The sequence below is a fragment of the Loktanella sp. DJP18 genome, assembly GCF_049310965.1.
Classification (GTDB): Bacteria; Pseudomonadota; Alphaproteobacteria; order Rhodobacterales; family Rhodobacteraceae; genus Loktanella.
The window spans coordinates 1-12,657 of the sequence record NZ_JBMERN010000109.1; the positions used below are offsets into that span (position 1 = coordinate 1).

General features: G+C 56.3%; 16 protein-coding genes. 1 reads left to right on the forward strand and 15 read right to left on the reverse strand.

The window, feature by feature from the left end; translation table 11 throughout:
• Positions 1-57 precede the first annotated feature (57 nt).
• From ACOI1H_RS19965 to ACOI1H_RS19995, 7 genes are all read right to left on the reverse strand, one after another.
• Positions 58-615, reverse strand: coding sequence for a hypothetical protein (locus ACOI1H_RS19965; protein WP_422439621.1), 558 nt, complete (start codon positions 613-615; stop codon positions 58-60).
• Positions 616-729: 114 nt separating this feature from the next.
• The gene (locus ACOI1H_RS19970) at positions 730-1,380 is read right to left on the reverse strand and encodes a hypothetical protein (RefSeq protein ID WP_422439623.1); all 651 of its coding nucleotides are present in this window, start codon (positions 1,378-1,380) and stop codon (positions 730-732) included.
• A 349-nt stretch (positions 1,381-1,729) separates the two neighbouring features.
• The gene (locus ACOI1H_RS19975) at positions 1,730-2,800 is read right to left on the reverse strand and encodes a hypothetical protein (RefSeq protein WP_422439624.1); all 1,071 of its coding nucleotides are present in this window, start codon (positions 2,798-2,800) and stop codon (positions 1,730-1,732) included.
• 160 nt (positions 2,801-2,960) lie between these two features.
• Entirely contained in the window at positions 2,961-3,410 is a 450-nt protein-coding gene (locus tag ACOI1H_RS19980; protein WP_422439625.1) for a hypothetical protein, read from the reverse strand.
• Positions 3,407-4,498, reverse strand: a complete 1,092-nt coding sequence (locus ACOI1H_RS19985) for a hypothetical protein (protein WP_422439626.1) — start codon at positions 4,496-4,498, stop codon at positions 3,407-3,409. Before ACOI1H_RS19985 ends, ACOI1H_RS19980 begins: the two co-directional genes overlap by 4 nt.
• Positions 4,499-4,603: 105 nt before the next feature.
• Entirely contained in the window at positions 4,604-5,521 is a 918-nt protein-coding gene (locus ACOI1H_RS19990; RefSeq protein WP_422439628.1) for a hypothetical protein, read from the reverse strand.
• A 129-nt stretch (positions 5,522-5,650) separates the two neighbouring features.
• Entirely contained in the window at positions 5,651-6,142 is a 492-nt protein-coding gene (locus ACOI1H_RS19995; RefSeq protein ID WP_422439630.1) for a hypothetical protein, read from the reverse strand.
• A 242-nt stretch (positions 6,143-6,384) separates the two neighbouring features.
• On the opposite strand from ACOI1H_RS19995, the gene ACOI1H_RS20000 reads away from it, so the two are divergent.
• Positions 6,385-6,873 carry a hypothetical protein gene (locus tag ACOI1H_RS20000; RefSeq protein WP_422439632.1) on the forward strand — a complete coding sequence of 163 codons (489 nt, stop codon included), beginning with the start codon at positions 6,385-6,387 and terminating at the stop codon, positions 6,871-6,873.
• 155 nt (positions 6,874-7,028) lie between these two features.
• Here ACOI1H_RS20000 and ACOI1H_RS20005 read toward each other — a convergent pair whose 3' ends face one another.
• The 8 genes from ACOI1H_RS20005 to ACOI1H_RS20040 form a co-directional block, all read right to left on the reverse strand.
• The gene (locus tag ACOI1H_RS20005) at positions 7,029-7,382 is read right to left on the reverse strand and encodes a hypothetical protein (RefSeq protein ID WP_422439634.1); all 354 of its coding nucleotides are present in this window, start codon (positions 7,380-7,382) and stop codon (positions 7,029-7,031) included.
• A 214-nt stretch (positions 7,383-7,596) separates the two neighbouring features.
• A complete protein-coding gene (locus ACOI1H_RS20010) occupies positions 7,597-7,989 on the reverse strand; it encodes a YunG family protein (RefSeq protein WP_422439636.1) in 393 nt (130 codons plus the stop codon).
• 169 nt (positions 7,990-8,158) lie between these two features.
• On the reverse strand, positions 8,159-8,332 hold the full coding sequence (locus ACOI1H_RS20015) for a hypothetical protein (protein ID WP_422439637.1): 174 nt from the start codon (positions 8,330-8,332) through the stop codon (positions 8,159-8,161).
• Positions 8,333-8,441: 109 nt separating this feature from the next.
• Positions 8,442-8,819: a hypothetical protein gene (locus ACOI1H_RS20020; protein ID WP_422439638.1), complete on the reverse strand. Its 378-nt coding sequence runs from the start codon at positions 8,817-8,819 to the stop codon at positions 8,442-8,444.
• A 595-nt stretch (positions 8,820-9,414) separates the two neighbouring features.
• On the reverse strand, positions 9,415-10,002 hold the full coding sequence (locus tag ACOI1H_RS20025; protein ID WP_422439639.1) for a GmrSD restriction endonuclease domain-containing protein: 588 nt from the start codon (positions 10,000-10,002) through the stop codon (positions 9,415-9,417).
• A 77-nt stretch (positions 10,003-10,079) separates the two neighbouring features.
• Positions 10,080-10,364, reverse strand: a complete 285-nt coding sequence (locus ACOI1H_RS20030; RefSeq protein WP_422439641.1) for a hypothetical protein — start codon at positions 10,362-10,364, stop codon at positions 10,080-10,082.
• 269 nt (positions 10,365-10,633) lie between these two features.
• Positions 10,634-11,506, reverse strand: coding sequence for a hypothetical protein (locus tag ACOI1H_RS20035; RefSeq protein WP_422439642.1), 873 nt, complete (start codon positions 11,504-11,506; stop codon positions 10,634-10,636).
• A gap of 24 nt (positions 11,507-11,530) precedes the next feature.
• The gene (locus tag ACOI1H_RS20040; RefSeq protein WP_422439643.1) at positions 11,531-12,379 is read right to left on the reverse strand and encodes a hypothetical protein; all 849 of its coding nucleotides are present in this window, start codon (positions 12,377-12,379) and stop codon (positions 11,531-11,533) included.
• Positions 12,380-12,657: the final 278 nt, after the last annotated feature.

A 12,657-nucleotide genomic window follows, 5' to 3' on the forward strand; every position in this document is an offset into this window, starting at 1 on the left:
CATACTGTGCGCGCCCGGTCGGGAGGGCTGGTCGATGATGCTTCAGCTTGGCTGCGTTCAGTGCACGATGCGGGCCAATGGGCTGCGCGCACCGGTCAGCACGTCCGGCAGGACCCAGGCCTCTTCAAAACGCCAGTGGATTTCACCAGCCGCTTCGATCTGCGCATGCGCGCTGTCTGAGATCTCTTTCGACGAGACGCAGACCAGATCTTTGATCGCCGGGTAGAGATGCGTCGCATCGAGGGGCATGAGGGCTGCGACAGAGCCATGGGCGACCGCGGCCGGATCGAAGCAGATCCGGATGCCGCGGGCCGCCGGATCGTCCATCGCAGCGATCATCTTCGCGCAATGAACCATTCGCGGTGCGACGCGGCGCATCGTAGCATTCCAGGCATCTAAATCCTCGCCTGCGGTGTCGAGCGTCAGGCGTGCTTTGGGTACGTCGGCCCTGTCGAGAAGGCTCTCGACCCAAAGCATGTGCGTTCTGGTGCGCTTTTCCTCGACCAAGGTGCTGTTTGCTGCGTCCCAGTGTTCATCCAGCATCAGGACCTGATTATTGATGTAAGACCTGCGCATACCGCAAGCTTTCATGGCATCCCTGAGTTCGCTTGCCATGAAAATCAGGCTGACAAAACCTCGGAAAATCTCGATCTCGTAAAGGCCGGTCCGAGCTGTTGCGAGGTTTTGGTCTGTCGACATCGGGACATCCTCTCAGGTGTTGTGGCGGTGTTAGGGTGCCACGCCGGGCGGAACTGCTTCGATCGGGATCTGCCTTGGGTCGAAATGCCAGCGGATGCGCGAGAGCGCTGTGAGCTGTTCGTGGGCGCTGCTTGGCCGCAGGGGTGTTCCGTCGGCGGCCGCGTTGCGCACATCGTCGTAAAGATGCATCGCATGAATCGGGATGAGGATGCCAGCCGCTGGTCTATTATGCACCGAGGCATTGAAGAATACCGTGATATCGGAGGCGTCAGGATCGGATAGCGTGAGGATATCATCGGCGGCTCGCAAGAGTGCGGGCGCATGCGCCGTGATCGCCTTTTGCCAGGCATGCGCGAGATCATCGCCGATGTCGGCGTTCAGATCTCCTTGGGGGAGGGCGAGGTCGATCAGCCGCCCTTCCAGAAGGATGTGCAGCGCCTTGTTGGTGTTGTCCTGAACGAGGGCGCTATCGAACTCGAGCCACGACGCGGCCATCATGTCCTGGCACTCAACGGCACGCTCGAAGGTCAGGCCCTTCGAGATCCAGTGCGCGTCACCCGAAAGGGCGAAGCGGTGAATCTCTCGCCATCTATTACTCAGAACGGATAGTCGGCCGGCGCTCGGAAAAATGGAGATGTCGCGCGGGGCACCCATAACCGCCTTCATGTCTGTTTTTTGCATCGTGGCGCTTTCTGCTCTGGTGTAATTTGAGGGCGAGCGGTTTTGTTTTTTTGTCGGCGCGGGTCGCAGATGATCGGGGTGGATGGCCAGTCAATTTGCTGGACTTCGTGTTGGATGGGTCGTCAAACCATCACGCGATCTGGAACATGTCCTTGAGACGGGCAGCCTGCACCGCCGGGATGTCTTCGCCGGCAGCCTGTCAGGCCTTATGCTGCCATGTGACGGAGCTACAGATCCTCATCGCGAGGACCACGTCGCCCGGACGTGTCTGGCCGGATGCCATGCTATTCTTGCCAGTGATTTTCATAACGGTTTCTCTAGTGGCAGGGTGCGGCTCCGCGGGCGGACCTTATGCTTCGATGTCGGCACTTGCCGGGCAGAACGTGCCGCGGTTCGTAACTGATTTAATCCGGTTGCGGTGCTCATCGAAGATATGGATGTGTGCGGTGCCGGACGGAATATTCATCCGCTCGAACTTGCAGTCCGCATCGAAGAGAATGATCGCGTCGAAGCCGAGGGCGGCGATCACGCGGGCCGTGAACTCTGATACGATCAGCGCACCGGTGTTGGGGCAGTCGATGTAGATTGTCTCCTCGGCCTCATGCAAGATCTTGTAGAACTGGTCCTGCGTGACGTCTGACGGGTCCATTCCGATCGCGTCGGGAATGACTGGGGGCTCGATCTCCAGCGCAATTGCGGCTGTGCGGAAGGCATCCTCGAGCGTCGCGTAGGCAGTCTCGCGCTGCGCATCGTATCGCTCGGTGATTTCGTCCGCGTAGGTCTCCAGTGCTTCTTCACGCTCGTCGTCCGTGAGGTCTTGTGCGTCATGCTCACGCAGGACTTCATCTTCCACATCGGCGTATCCGCTTTCGACGTCAGGAAGGAGGAGTGGGGTGCGTGTGCGGTCTCTGACATTCGCCTGACCATTGACCCGGAAGGGTTTGTCGAAGCGCAGGTAGGCTTCGATGATGCGGGGGTTATCGCCATGCAACCGTTGGTAGGAGAGAGACTGCGCTTTTGCGCGGATCGCATCGCTGTCAGCATCATCTGGAAGGCCGTAAGCCTCCAGATCTTCTTCGATGCTATAGATCAGCTGCTCGGTTGCCTGTTCGATCCGGCTCGTGAGGTCGGGACCCTCGCAGGCATAGTTCTGCTCCGCATCATCTACCGAAGACGTGAAGTAGTGCATGCACCCAAAGGCTCCTTCGGGATTGCCGTGGTGTTTGGCCTCAAAAGCACTGAAGCCGTGTGTCGTGCCGTGATAGGCCCGCACGATGAAGGGCCCTGGTTTGGTGAAGTCGACCTGACCGACGTCATCGCCGGAAATGACGTCGGTATCTGTGCCGGCCCAGTGACGAAAGGTCGTCGTAGCCTCCAGCATCTCGGAAGGCAGCGGTGAAACGATGGAACGCGTGTTCATGAGAACCTCTGGCACGTTGATGCACATATGCGGGGTGATCGCAGGGGAATGGGCGCAGTCCTGTTGTCAGGCCGCGTGGGTGTTTCCCGAGCAGTTGCACACAGCACCAAGGGTGCCGTGGTATGTCAGGCTGACTGTCTGTCTTTCGAAGGTGGGAGTGTCAGATCGCGGGCTTTGCGCGCCTGGCGGCCTGCATTGCTGCGATCGACTGCCAGGCCGCCGTCAACGCGAGCCATTCATGTTTTGAGAGTGCCCTGATCTTGGCTTGTGATACGGCATTGACATGGAAACTCAGAAACGGATTGCCAAAGTCGTCCCGTTTTAGGAACGCCGAACTGACAAGGGCATCTTTGAAGTTCAAAAGCCCATCAGGCCGGTTTGGGAAGGCCAATGCAGCCATTTGGCTCAAGGCGGCACAGACGGACGCTCTGATACAGTCGTCGATGGCAAGAACCTCAGCGTCTCGGCCGCTATCCTTGTCGAGGACAAAAACATGAAACCAGCGACCGTGTATGGCGTCGATCTCGAGGCAGATCTGCCGCCAGTCCAGATGGTCGGGGTGACTAACATCGACGAGATCGACGAGGCCAGGCATGACGAAGTGGCTCATTCCAGATCCTTCCCGATTTTAACGCCGATGGTCTTGCCCCAGCTGTTGAGTGTAACGCTGACAGACTGACCAGGCGCAAGCGTGCGCCAGGTGCTGAAGTCGAACGATCGCAAGTCAGTCTGGCCATCGTCGCGACTGATTTGCGCTCGGTAGGCTTCCGACTTCATGCCGATCCTCTCGTGATGTCCCGTTCTGACATTGGGCCAGTAGACATCAGGGGTGGTGCCGCTGGTGCGTGCGACCCGCACCTGGTCCAAGGTGTCGACCTCGAATGTGTAGAACCAGTCGCTGACGTCCTCTGATCGGTAGACAGCCTCAGTGCATGGAATATCCTCGAAGTAGCCGTTTCCGAGGTCCTCATGGCCGCAGACGGCACCTGTCTCCCGCGTCTCGACGAAAATCTGTCGCGTTGTCTTGTAGCGCCAGTCCCGGTTGATTTCGCGACCGCCGGCAGGCACATCCCAGCCGGTCTTGCGCGAGGTCGTCATCCGATCAACTGCGATGGAGCGCTGCCAGTCGAGTGATGCGATTTTGCCTGGGACCGATTGTGCCGGAGTGATCATCGACACGACCAAGGCCGCGATACCGGCGAGAAGGATTGCACCGATGCCGAAGGCAAGGATAGCCCGGAGGCGCCGTTTTACGGGCCGGTCTGAACCACCGTTTGTGAGTGTTGCACGCTCTATCCGCTCTGCGCGTCGCAGGGCACTTGCATCATTCTTCTGGGCGCGCTTGGCGGCGCTGGCTTGCTGTGCCGTGCGAAGTGTGGCGCTGACCGAGGCCCGGCTCCGCGGGTGAGCCTCATCAGCTTGTGTGCGGGGTTCGGCGCAATGGGCACAGGCCACCAGAGGGTGACCACCCTTGGCACCCGGGTTGGCACCAGTGCAGTGGTCGCAATACCAGTCCTGGCCGGAATTGGCGCCGGCCAGGAGTCTGGGATCGGTGACGATCGGAGAGTCCTCGGGCAGATAGAACTCCACACTTTTGGGGCGCGGATTGCCACAGCCTTCTTCACAGGCATTGAAACGTCCGAGGTTCTCGCGCCCGCATGAGGGGCAGAGCCACATACCTTCGCGCTTCTTTCTCACGCCCATCCCCCTTCGCTTTGTGTCTTACACAAGCCCGCAGTCAGCCGGGTCCTTCAGGACCAACCCGGCAGCCGCGGCGTGTATCTTTATGTCGTGACGTTGCTCTCAGGCATCCTCTTCTTCGGATTCCTGCATCTCGGCAATTCTGTCTGCCCAGGCTTTTTCCTCTTCCACAGATAGGGTGAAGCCGAGTTCCAGAACGCGGGCGTGTAGGGCGACATAACCCTCCGCGCTCTCGTCAAACTGCTCCAAGGTGAACGGTGCGAGGTCAGGGACAGCATGGCACAGGATGATGGGGCGCTCCTGCATGGCGTGCTGACTTTCGAGAGCCTTGATCATGAGGCCAAGTTTCTCCGCGTCTTCGACCGACAGATCTCCTACTTCTTGGCGTGAGGTCATCTCTGCAATGACGTCCGCATTGGGGTGCGGGGGGAGCTCGGTCAGAACCTGGTCGCAGAGTGCCTTCAGGTCTGCGTAGTCCGCGCTGCCGGGCAGGTTCACCCACCAGGCGTCGCGACGGTCATCTTCCTCGATCGTGCCGCCCATATCGACGAAGCGCTGCGCTGCTGCCTCCTTGTTGAGTAGGATATGGTAGGACGAAACGCGCCCCTCGGCCGCGAATGCCTCGAGCTGCTCTTCACGGTCGGGGAACATCTCCGATGCGGACTCGCCAAAGCTCAGGCGCACTGCATTGAGCTTGCCGAAGTTGGAGTAGCCCTGAAGAGACAGTATGGTCTTCGTCACGAAGTCTGTGACGACGAGGCCGTATTCCGACGGCATCAGGCCATAGGGGTAGGGCGCATAGGCGCCGGTCATTGGCAGTGCGTAGTCCTCGGTGTCCTTGTTTGCCTCCCAGTCGTCCTTCATCGCAAGCCAGCTTTCGAGCGCTTCGTCGATTGCGGATTGCGTGCCGGACAGGAAGGCCGGATTGATGATCAGCGTCGGCATGGTATTGGTCCAGCGGTCCATGCGGTATTCGGTGTTGTCCTCGAGGCGGATCGTCCAGGCGAGATTGCCACCCATGATGCAGTCCTTCTTTGATGAATATATCGGAGGCCCATTCGGGCATTGTTTGATATCGTAATGACCCGGGTCGCTTGGGGCGCGCTGGGCAGTATATGAGGCGATGACCTGATGTGCAGAAGTGTTTCGTCAGCTGATCCGCACGGCGATGTGGGTCGCGCCTGTGCCTTTTGCGGCCGCCGCTGCGACCAACATCGCGGACGTGAATGCCAATTCGCCCTCCCCGTATGTCACGCTGAAAGCTCTGCCTGTCGCGATATCGAAGGAGATGGCGACTGTGCCAGCCAGAGGTAATGGCACAAGGTGGGTCAGGCCGGGCTCGCACGCCAGCCCCCAGAATTTCAGAGTGTCGCGCACTTGATGGTGGCGCAGGTTCGCGTAAGCACCGGAGACGAAATCAGGATTTGATGCGATATCGAAGAGGCCAGGCCCTTCGACAATCATTGCGCCAGCAGCGCGAGCCTCGATGCCGTAGACAGATGCGGCCGTCTGCCCATCGTAGGCAACCGGTTCGATCTCAGCGAAATCACTGTGGCGTACACTTGCTGTGGCCGACCGCAACGAAACGACCTCCTGGCCCATGACCTGAACTGAAGTTTTATGCGATGACGTGTTGCTCATCTTGCAATCCTTTGCTTGGAGAACTGGCGTGGCGTGACGCTAGCCTGCTGGTTGTGGTGTCACTGAAGGCTTTCGTTCGCGCGTGTCCTGTTCCGGCAAATGCCATCCCTGGGAGTAGCCGTCCGGGCCCCGTTCTCACACAACGGGCCCGGCGGTCTGCCACCGCCCATCATCACACATTCGACGTTTCCGCAAGCTTCTGACCGATCCGATTTCCTTCTTGAATCAGATGGGAACAGAAGATGACTGGACTGAAATACCTGTGCAGTATTTTGTCGATTGCAGCGCTCGGTCTTGCAATCAGTGTGGGCGACGTGCGGGCCGACACCGCTTCTGCTGCGAAAAAGCCGATTGTGATCAACAGCGACGGTGGCGGAAAGATACAGGACCGGATTGATCTTCTCGAGCATCTGAGGGTCTCTGACACGCCTGTCGAAATCCGCGGTATGATCTGCGCGTCGAGTTGCACCATGTATCTTGGTTTGCCGGATGTGTGTATTTCCCGAAATACGCGATTTGGGTTTCATGGACCAAGTCTGAAAGGGAAACCTCTTTCACCTGAACTTTTCGAGGTTTGGTCGCAAAAAATGGCAGACTGGTATCCGGAGCCGATCAAGGCCTGGTATCTCAAGACAGCCAGGTTCGAGATTCGCAAGGCATATTGGATGAGTGGCGAAAAGCTGATCGGATACGGCTTCCAAGAGTGCAAGGGGTGGAAGTTCGCTCTTTGACGGCGAGGCTTGTTATTTCAAAATAATCGCGCGACTGACCCTTCATCCTCCCGTCATGAACGAATGGGAAATTGGAAAAACCCGCGGCGCTTGCGGCGCCGCGGGTCTACTTTCTGACAGTTATTCACTTCAGATCTGTCACAAAAAAGGAATTCTCACTGTTTCGGCTGAAGTGCAATGCCTGTCTCGGGGTCATAAAAATCGTCATGAATTTCCCATACTGGGCCCGATGCCGCCAGTAGGATGAAGAATTCATCAGGACGCAACATGCGCATGGTCAGGCGGATGATCTCATCCGCGGTCAGCACCTCGCTGAACTCGTTGGTCGTATAACGCAGGCCGCGGTCGTTGGAGATGCAGGATCGTTCGCTTGTCGGAAGCAGATCCCGAAGGCTCTCCGGTTTGCTGATGGCCGTCATGACCAGGGTGTTAGGATCGAACGTCTCGGTGCCATGGCCGTGTGCGATCTTGATTTTCAAAAGATCAGGGATGCTGGCTGTGTCTGTCATATGACAACCTCTGTCTAAGCCTCAAACGGCAGGTCCGGAAAGAGCCTTGCGGCAAGTGTGCGACACTGCGCCGTTGAGGTTGGCGCCGCCGCATGGTTGACGCACCTCCAGCCGCCCGGATGCCTGACTGTCAGTGACATATAACCGTGATAGCTGCCTTTGACAGCACTGACTGCTGTCGCAGGTCCACTGTTCATGATCTGCTCGATCGTGCTCATACATTCACCGTTGGATATGTTGCATTCCAGGCCGCGCGCAGTATCTCGAACCGGGCACGGGTGCTGTCGTTTGTCAGTGCATAGTCATGCGCATCGCGGCCCTGGGGGCCCTCGCGCACTTCAAACGTGGTGCCTTCCGGAAACTGGCTCGCCGTCAGGTCGAATGCCTCATTCCAGTAATGGCTCTCACGGTCGCCGCTTGGCAGAATGGCGTAGCCACGCACAACGGGCAGATCAAAGAGGTCCTGCATCAGGCATGCTGTGACGGCGCATTGTCCAAGTGGCGGGTTTTGCGCGGACCATACCTCGGGGTTCTGCGATGTCTCTGCGGACCAGAGGGCAGCGACCATGTTGTGGATGCGGTCGCGCAATGGAGTGGTGTGCTTCATGTTTTCGTCCTTGTCACGATCGGTTCGGTCGGTGTTGCGGCCTTCATGCGAGAGCATCTGCATGCTTGCAGTTCATATTGCCTCGTTTGCGCGCAATTTGAACCAGGACGTCTTGCTGTTTTTCGAGTTGGGCTTTGGCTGAGGTGAATGTAACGACCTGAGGCTTTTTTTACGCGAGTGCCAGGCATCGGTCCTGCGCGGCCGCCTCGCTTGCAAACTGCTCGATGATCGACGGGTTTTTGTCGGTCCACCAGAGCGTTCTGGATTTCGTGCGGTCAACAAGCGCAAGTTTATGAACGCCTTGTTCTGCGCCTTTGCGCGCCTTGCAGATAATGGCAAACATCTGTTCTTCTCCTGGGCAGTGTCGGGATCGATCGGGATTTGTTTCAGCAGCCCGAGGAGCCCGCAGCCTGGACCGCAACCCATCCGCACTGGGTGATCAGAACTGTTTTTCAGGTCCAGTCCTCAATAGTCTGGACGGGATCATGAGATGCAATCCAGACAACGCCAGCAAGCCGTCCATGAGCGCTGCGGACATGATTCATGGCGCTCACTAGGGCCTCGAATGTTTTGACTGTCTCGGCTCGTTCACCGAGGATTCGTAAAATTCTGGCGTAGTCGTTTTCGAGACGGTCAACGAAGGCAGCAAAAGAGGAACCGGTGTTGACCCATACTCCACCGAGCCGGAGTGTGAAGTCATAATTGGTGTCTTCGAGAATATGCGATGCAAAATATGCGAGATGATGCACATCTTTCAGGATAGAGATTGTCTTGGTGCCGTGGGTAATACGGAAACCGTAAGGCGTTGCTGGCCAGCCAGGCTTGACCACGCCCTGTCTTTCAGCACGACAAGCTGTGCGAAGATCTCCATACGGTCTGCGGCTGACACGATGGCCGGCAGTCGGGCGATAAGGTCACTGGGCGTCTAATCCGACATAATATGCTATTTTGATTCTCCTCGCGGCTTCTTTCCATGAGGCAAGTATAGCAGGGCCTTGTTCGCTACTGGAGAGCGGCCGTCGCAATCACACTATGTGGCTTGGGCATGTTCCGGAAATGAGCATTTTTTGCACGGGCGAAATTCACTTTTCGTGTATTTCTTCATACGGTTTTCTTAGCCGGACGCTGCGATCATCCATGGAATGGAAACTGTGCTTTGGAGAAGGCAATAACCGCAATGTTAATCAAATTGGGTTTAAGGATGGTTAATTATTTTCTACGACTGCTTTGTTGAAGGTCAGAAGATCAAGCTCAGAATCGACGGAATGAGCGTCAAAAAACCTAAAGCAGCGAATACCCAATTCCAAAAACTTGAGCGTCTACTCGCTTCTCCATTAAGGCGTCGACTTGTTTCGACATCGCCCAACTCCCTCCTAGCGCTTTTGAACCCTGCATTGGTTGGACGAAACTTTTGCTTTTTTACAATCATGATCCTAAACCATATTTCTTTACAATCCACGCCTGTCGGGCGAGTAGCAATCGTGCTGACTGGAGATCATCTGGGTACCACTCACCGGGGCCTGCTGAACCCTTAGCGCTATTTGTTATTTTTCCCGTCACCACGAGATTAGAGGAATCGTTTCCAAACGCGATCAACTTATCTTTTTGCCATGTCTTTGCCCCATGATCCCATGCCCAGCGAAGCGGTACGACATGATCAATCGTTGCCTCAGTGACATCCGTTATTGCTTGACCGGTGTAGGCATCTCTCCACAATCCATCAGTTACGAGGCCTTGTTCATTGAGCTTCGTGCTTGTGCCGACTGCATGTGCCTTGAGCAACTCGTGTCGCGTCTTAGTGCCATAGCCAAAAAGTTTACGGTCATAGCTTACTGCGCGTAATGCGTCATCCGCAGGTGACAACATCCTTGTACTGGTAACTGCGGTATCAAACTGCAAACTAATTTGACGCACCGCGTCATCTGTGAAGGGAGCTATCTTGGCTGCAAGAAGAAATACGGTTCCTGCTAACATTGCGAGTGTTGACGCGACGCGAGATCTAATGGTGATCATCTTCCATACCTTAGCGAATCAGTAGTATGTTTTTTGAATGAGATGTTTAATCGATGCGGTTATTGTAAATAATCCCATCAGCTACTTTCAGATTCGGTATAATATCCCGCGACTTCGTCCAGAAAGACATCTTCGCTGTCCGAAAAATATGGGTTCTGTGTCAGAGTGTCACTTATGAATATCTCTACAATTTTCCCAGTTGCTAACATGAAAACAAATGAGTTGCCTTCATGTCGTTGGCCACCGTCATCATGTACAAATCTTCTCCAAACCAAGTGATCCTTAGTTTGCGCAAGTCGCACAGTTTTCGTATTGTTAATTGCAAGCTGCAAACGCAACTTGAACCTTTCCATGTAATCCATGGCGTTCTCCTATGTTTCCCGTTACCGTCCCAATGACGGAGTGAGCGATGCTTCCGTTGACGCTTCAGTGACGACAGAAGTTGATCTGAGATATTGGTATTACACTTTGAGGAGCAACTCAAGAAACTTAAAGCGTAACAACCGCCTTAGCTAAAGGGATCGTTAACACAGTCGCAGCGAATGAACGCTTTGTCCGCATACCGGACAAAGACAGACGGCCGGCAGTTGGGAGATAGGATCGATGGGCGATATGTGCGTGATGCTTGACATCATGCGCCGGTTGCTTGCGACGACACCGCCATGTCCATCCTGATCAGGATCTCATCGAGAGATGCAAGATCACGCGGCATACGCAGGATGTCTTCCAGGGGCGGAGCCTTCGACATCCGGTCGTGATACGCCAGCTTTTCGTGGTGCGAGGTGCCGCATTCAAACCCACGCAGGATCGCGATTCCTTGGGCTTTGCCGAAGATCCTGTCGAGCCGCTGCTGCACGCGGTAGGGGATCTTCGTGGGGCAAGTCAGCATCATGCAAAACACGAGACGCCAGTCGGAGAGCGGAGGGTTGCGCTCAATCGGGGTTTCGATTTTTTCGGGGATGCGTCCGGCGCGTAGGAAGTCGGCGACCATTTTTGCGCCTTCTTCGCAAACGGATTCCTGCGGCAAAGTCAGACCAATATGCTCAATGTGAGCCGCAACCGGATTCTTGCGAGGGTGGACCTTGCGGAACCTGGACTTGGCAAAGGCAGATCCCCTGACCAGCCAGTCTGCTGCGACATTTCGGTGGTTTGACGCATCATAGTTGAATCGACGTGCCTCCAGGATCGCAATGTCATCGGTGTTGATTGCATTGATGACCCGCGAAGAAAGGCGGAGCACGGCGAGATCGTTTCCTGCGAGCAGGAGAAGATCGTGGTAGAAGGGAGCGCCGGTGCCACGGATGGCGTTTTTGAGCTGCTCCGCGTCGAGGCATTGAATGGCTTCGATGATGAGATCGCCACGACCTGCGTCGACGCGTGCGTCGTCGAGCCACAGTCCCAGGGCGTGCTCGATGCCATTACGCGACGCCTCCAAGGCGCGATCGTCTCCTTCAAGGGTGTTGAGCGCATCAGATAGTCGGTCGAAGATTTCAAGATGTGACATGGTCGGCCCTTCTTGTTTGAAGCGCTATGTGGACGATGCGCGGGCTGGGATGATGGCATCGAATGACGTCAGGTCGTGTGGCAGCATCAGGATAGTCTCGATTGAGGGAAGTCGTGACAGCCGATCGTGGCGTTCCATCTCGCCGTGGTGAGAATCCGCTTTTTTGAAGTATGCCTTGAAAGCAACCGACCGATCAGGGCCGAAGATGATACTGATGTGGGTATGGATTTCATAGGGTAGACTGCGGCCTGTCGCGGCCGTCGCCAGAACGCAACGCCAGTCCGCAAAAAAGCCTTTGCTTTCGACGGCCTTTCTGACCCCCACGGGCATGTTGTTAGAGCGGATGACATCAGCCACCATGCGCACACCCTCGGGCGAGAGGCCGTGTTTTGGCATGGTCATCCCATTGTCTTTCCAGAATACGAGAACCGGGTTCTTGCGGGGGTGTGTTTTTCGAAAATTTGATTCCGCGAAATCCGCGCCGCGCATCAGCCAATCGAGCGCCGGCGGGCAGTATTCTCCGCCATCATAGTCAAAGCCACGGGCGACCAAGGCGCGAACGTCATCATTGGACAAGCTCTGTGCAACAAATGGCGCGAGTTTGAGGTCGAGCAGGTCTTGTCCGCATGCGGTCAGAAGTGCTGCGAAGAAGGGTATTCCCTGGCTGCGAACAGCATCCTGCATATGGGCGGGGTTCAGTCCATAGACGGCTGAGAGGAGCTTGTCACTGTTGCCTGCTGCGGTTGAAGTCGCATCGAGCCACATCTGCATCCCTGCCTCAACACCAGCCCGCGCGACATCGACAGCCGGATCTTTGGCATTCAGTCCGATGTATGCGCTGTAGAGGGCCATGAAGATTGGGGTTTCGGCCATGAGATCTTCCTTGTCTGGGTGATGATTTCGGGCCTGGATTGCATCGCCAGGCTGTCATCAGTCGATATGGCCCACCTTACGATGCGGCGCTCGTGCGTGGCGCGCCGGCGAAAGGCAGTGGGCAGTTCACCTGCACCATGTTGGTCCGCTCTATGTCCGGAAATGTCGCGTCTGTCAGGTCGCATTCGTAGCGACCGCCGGAGTAGTAAGAGCAATGCGGGCAGTCCGAGCAGCTCTTGATCACCCATCCAAAATCCGCAAACCCCTGACTTCAGCCC

Bases quoted from the DNA above. Each gene is read 5' to 3' on its own strand.
- ACOI1H_RS20010 (WP_422439636.1), bottom strand. From the start codon at position 7,989: ATGAAGCACACCACTCCATTGCGCGACCGCATCCACAACATGGTCGCT.
- ACOI1H_RS20015 (WP_422439637.1), bottom strand. From the start codon at position 8,332: ATGTTTGCCATTATCTGCAAGGCGCGCAAAGGCGCAGAACAAGGCGTT.
- ACOI1H_RS19970 (WP_422439623.1), bottom strand. From the start codon at position 1,380: ATGCAAAAAACAGACATGAAGGCGGTTATGGGTGCCCCGCGCGACATC.
- ACOI1H_RS19990 (WP_422439628.1), bottom strand. From the start codon at position 5,521: ATGGGTGGCAATCTCGCCTGGACGATCCGCCTCGAGGACAACACCGAA.
- ACOI1H_RS20025 (WP_422439639.1), bottom strand. From the start codon at position 10,002: ATGATCACCATTAGATCTCGCGTCGCGTCAACACTCGCAATGTTAGCA.
- ACOI1H_RS20000 (WP_422439632.1), top strand. From the start codon at position 6,385: ATGACTGGACTGAAATACCTGTGCAGTATTTTGTCGATTGCAGCGCTC.
- ACOI1H_RS20040 (WP_422439643.1), bottom strand. From the start codon at position 12,379: ATGGCCGAAACCCCAATCTTCATGGCCCTCTACAGCGCATACATCGGA.
- ACOI1H_RS20030 (WP_422439641.1), bottom strand. From the start codon at position 10,364: ATGGATTACATGGAAAGGTTCAAGTTGCGTTTGCAGCTTGCAATTAAC.
- ACOI1H_RS19995 (WP_422439630.1), bottom strand. From the start codon at position 6,142: ATGAGCAACACGTCATCGCATAAAACTTCAGTTCAGGTCATGGGCCAG.
- ACOI1H_RS19965 (WP_422439621.1), bottom strand. From the start codon at position 615: ATGGCAAGCGAACTCAGGGATGCCATGAAAGCTTGCGGTATGCGCAGG.
- ACOI1H_RS20035 (WP_422439642.1), bottom strand. From the start codon at position 11,506: ATGTCACATCTTGAAATCTTCGACCGACTATCTGATGCGCTCAACACC.
- ACOI1H_RS19980 (WP_422439625.1), bottom strand. From the start codon at position 3,410: ATGAGCCACTTCGTCATGCCTGGCCTCGTCGATCTCGTCGATGTTAGT.
- ACOI1H_RS20005 (WP_422439634.1), bottom strand. From the start codon at position 7,382: ATGACAGACACAGCCAGCATCCCTGATCTTTTGAAAATCAAGATCGCA.
- ACOI1H_RS19975 (WP_422439624.1), bottom strand. From the start codon at position 2,800: ATGAACACGCGTTCCATCGTTTCACCGCTGCCTTCCGAGATGCTGGAG.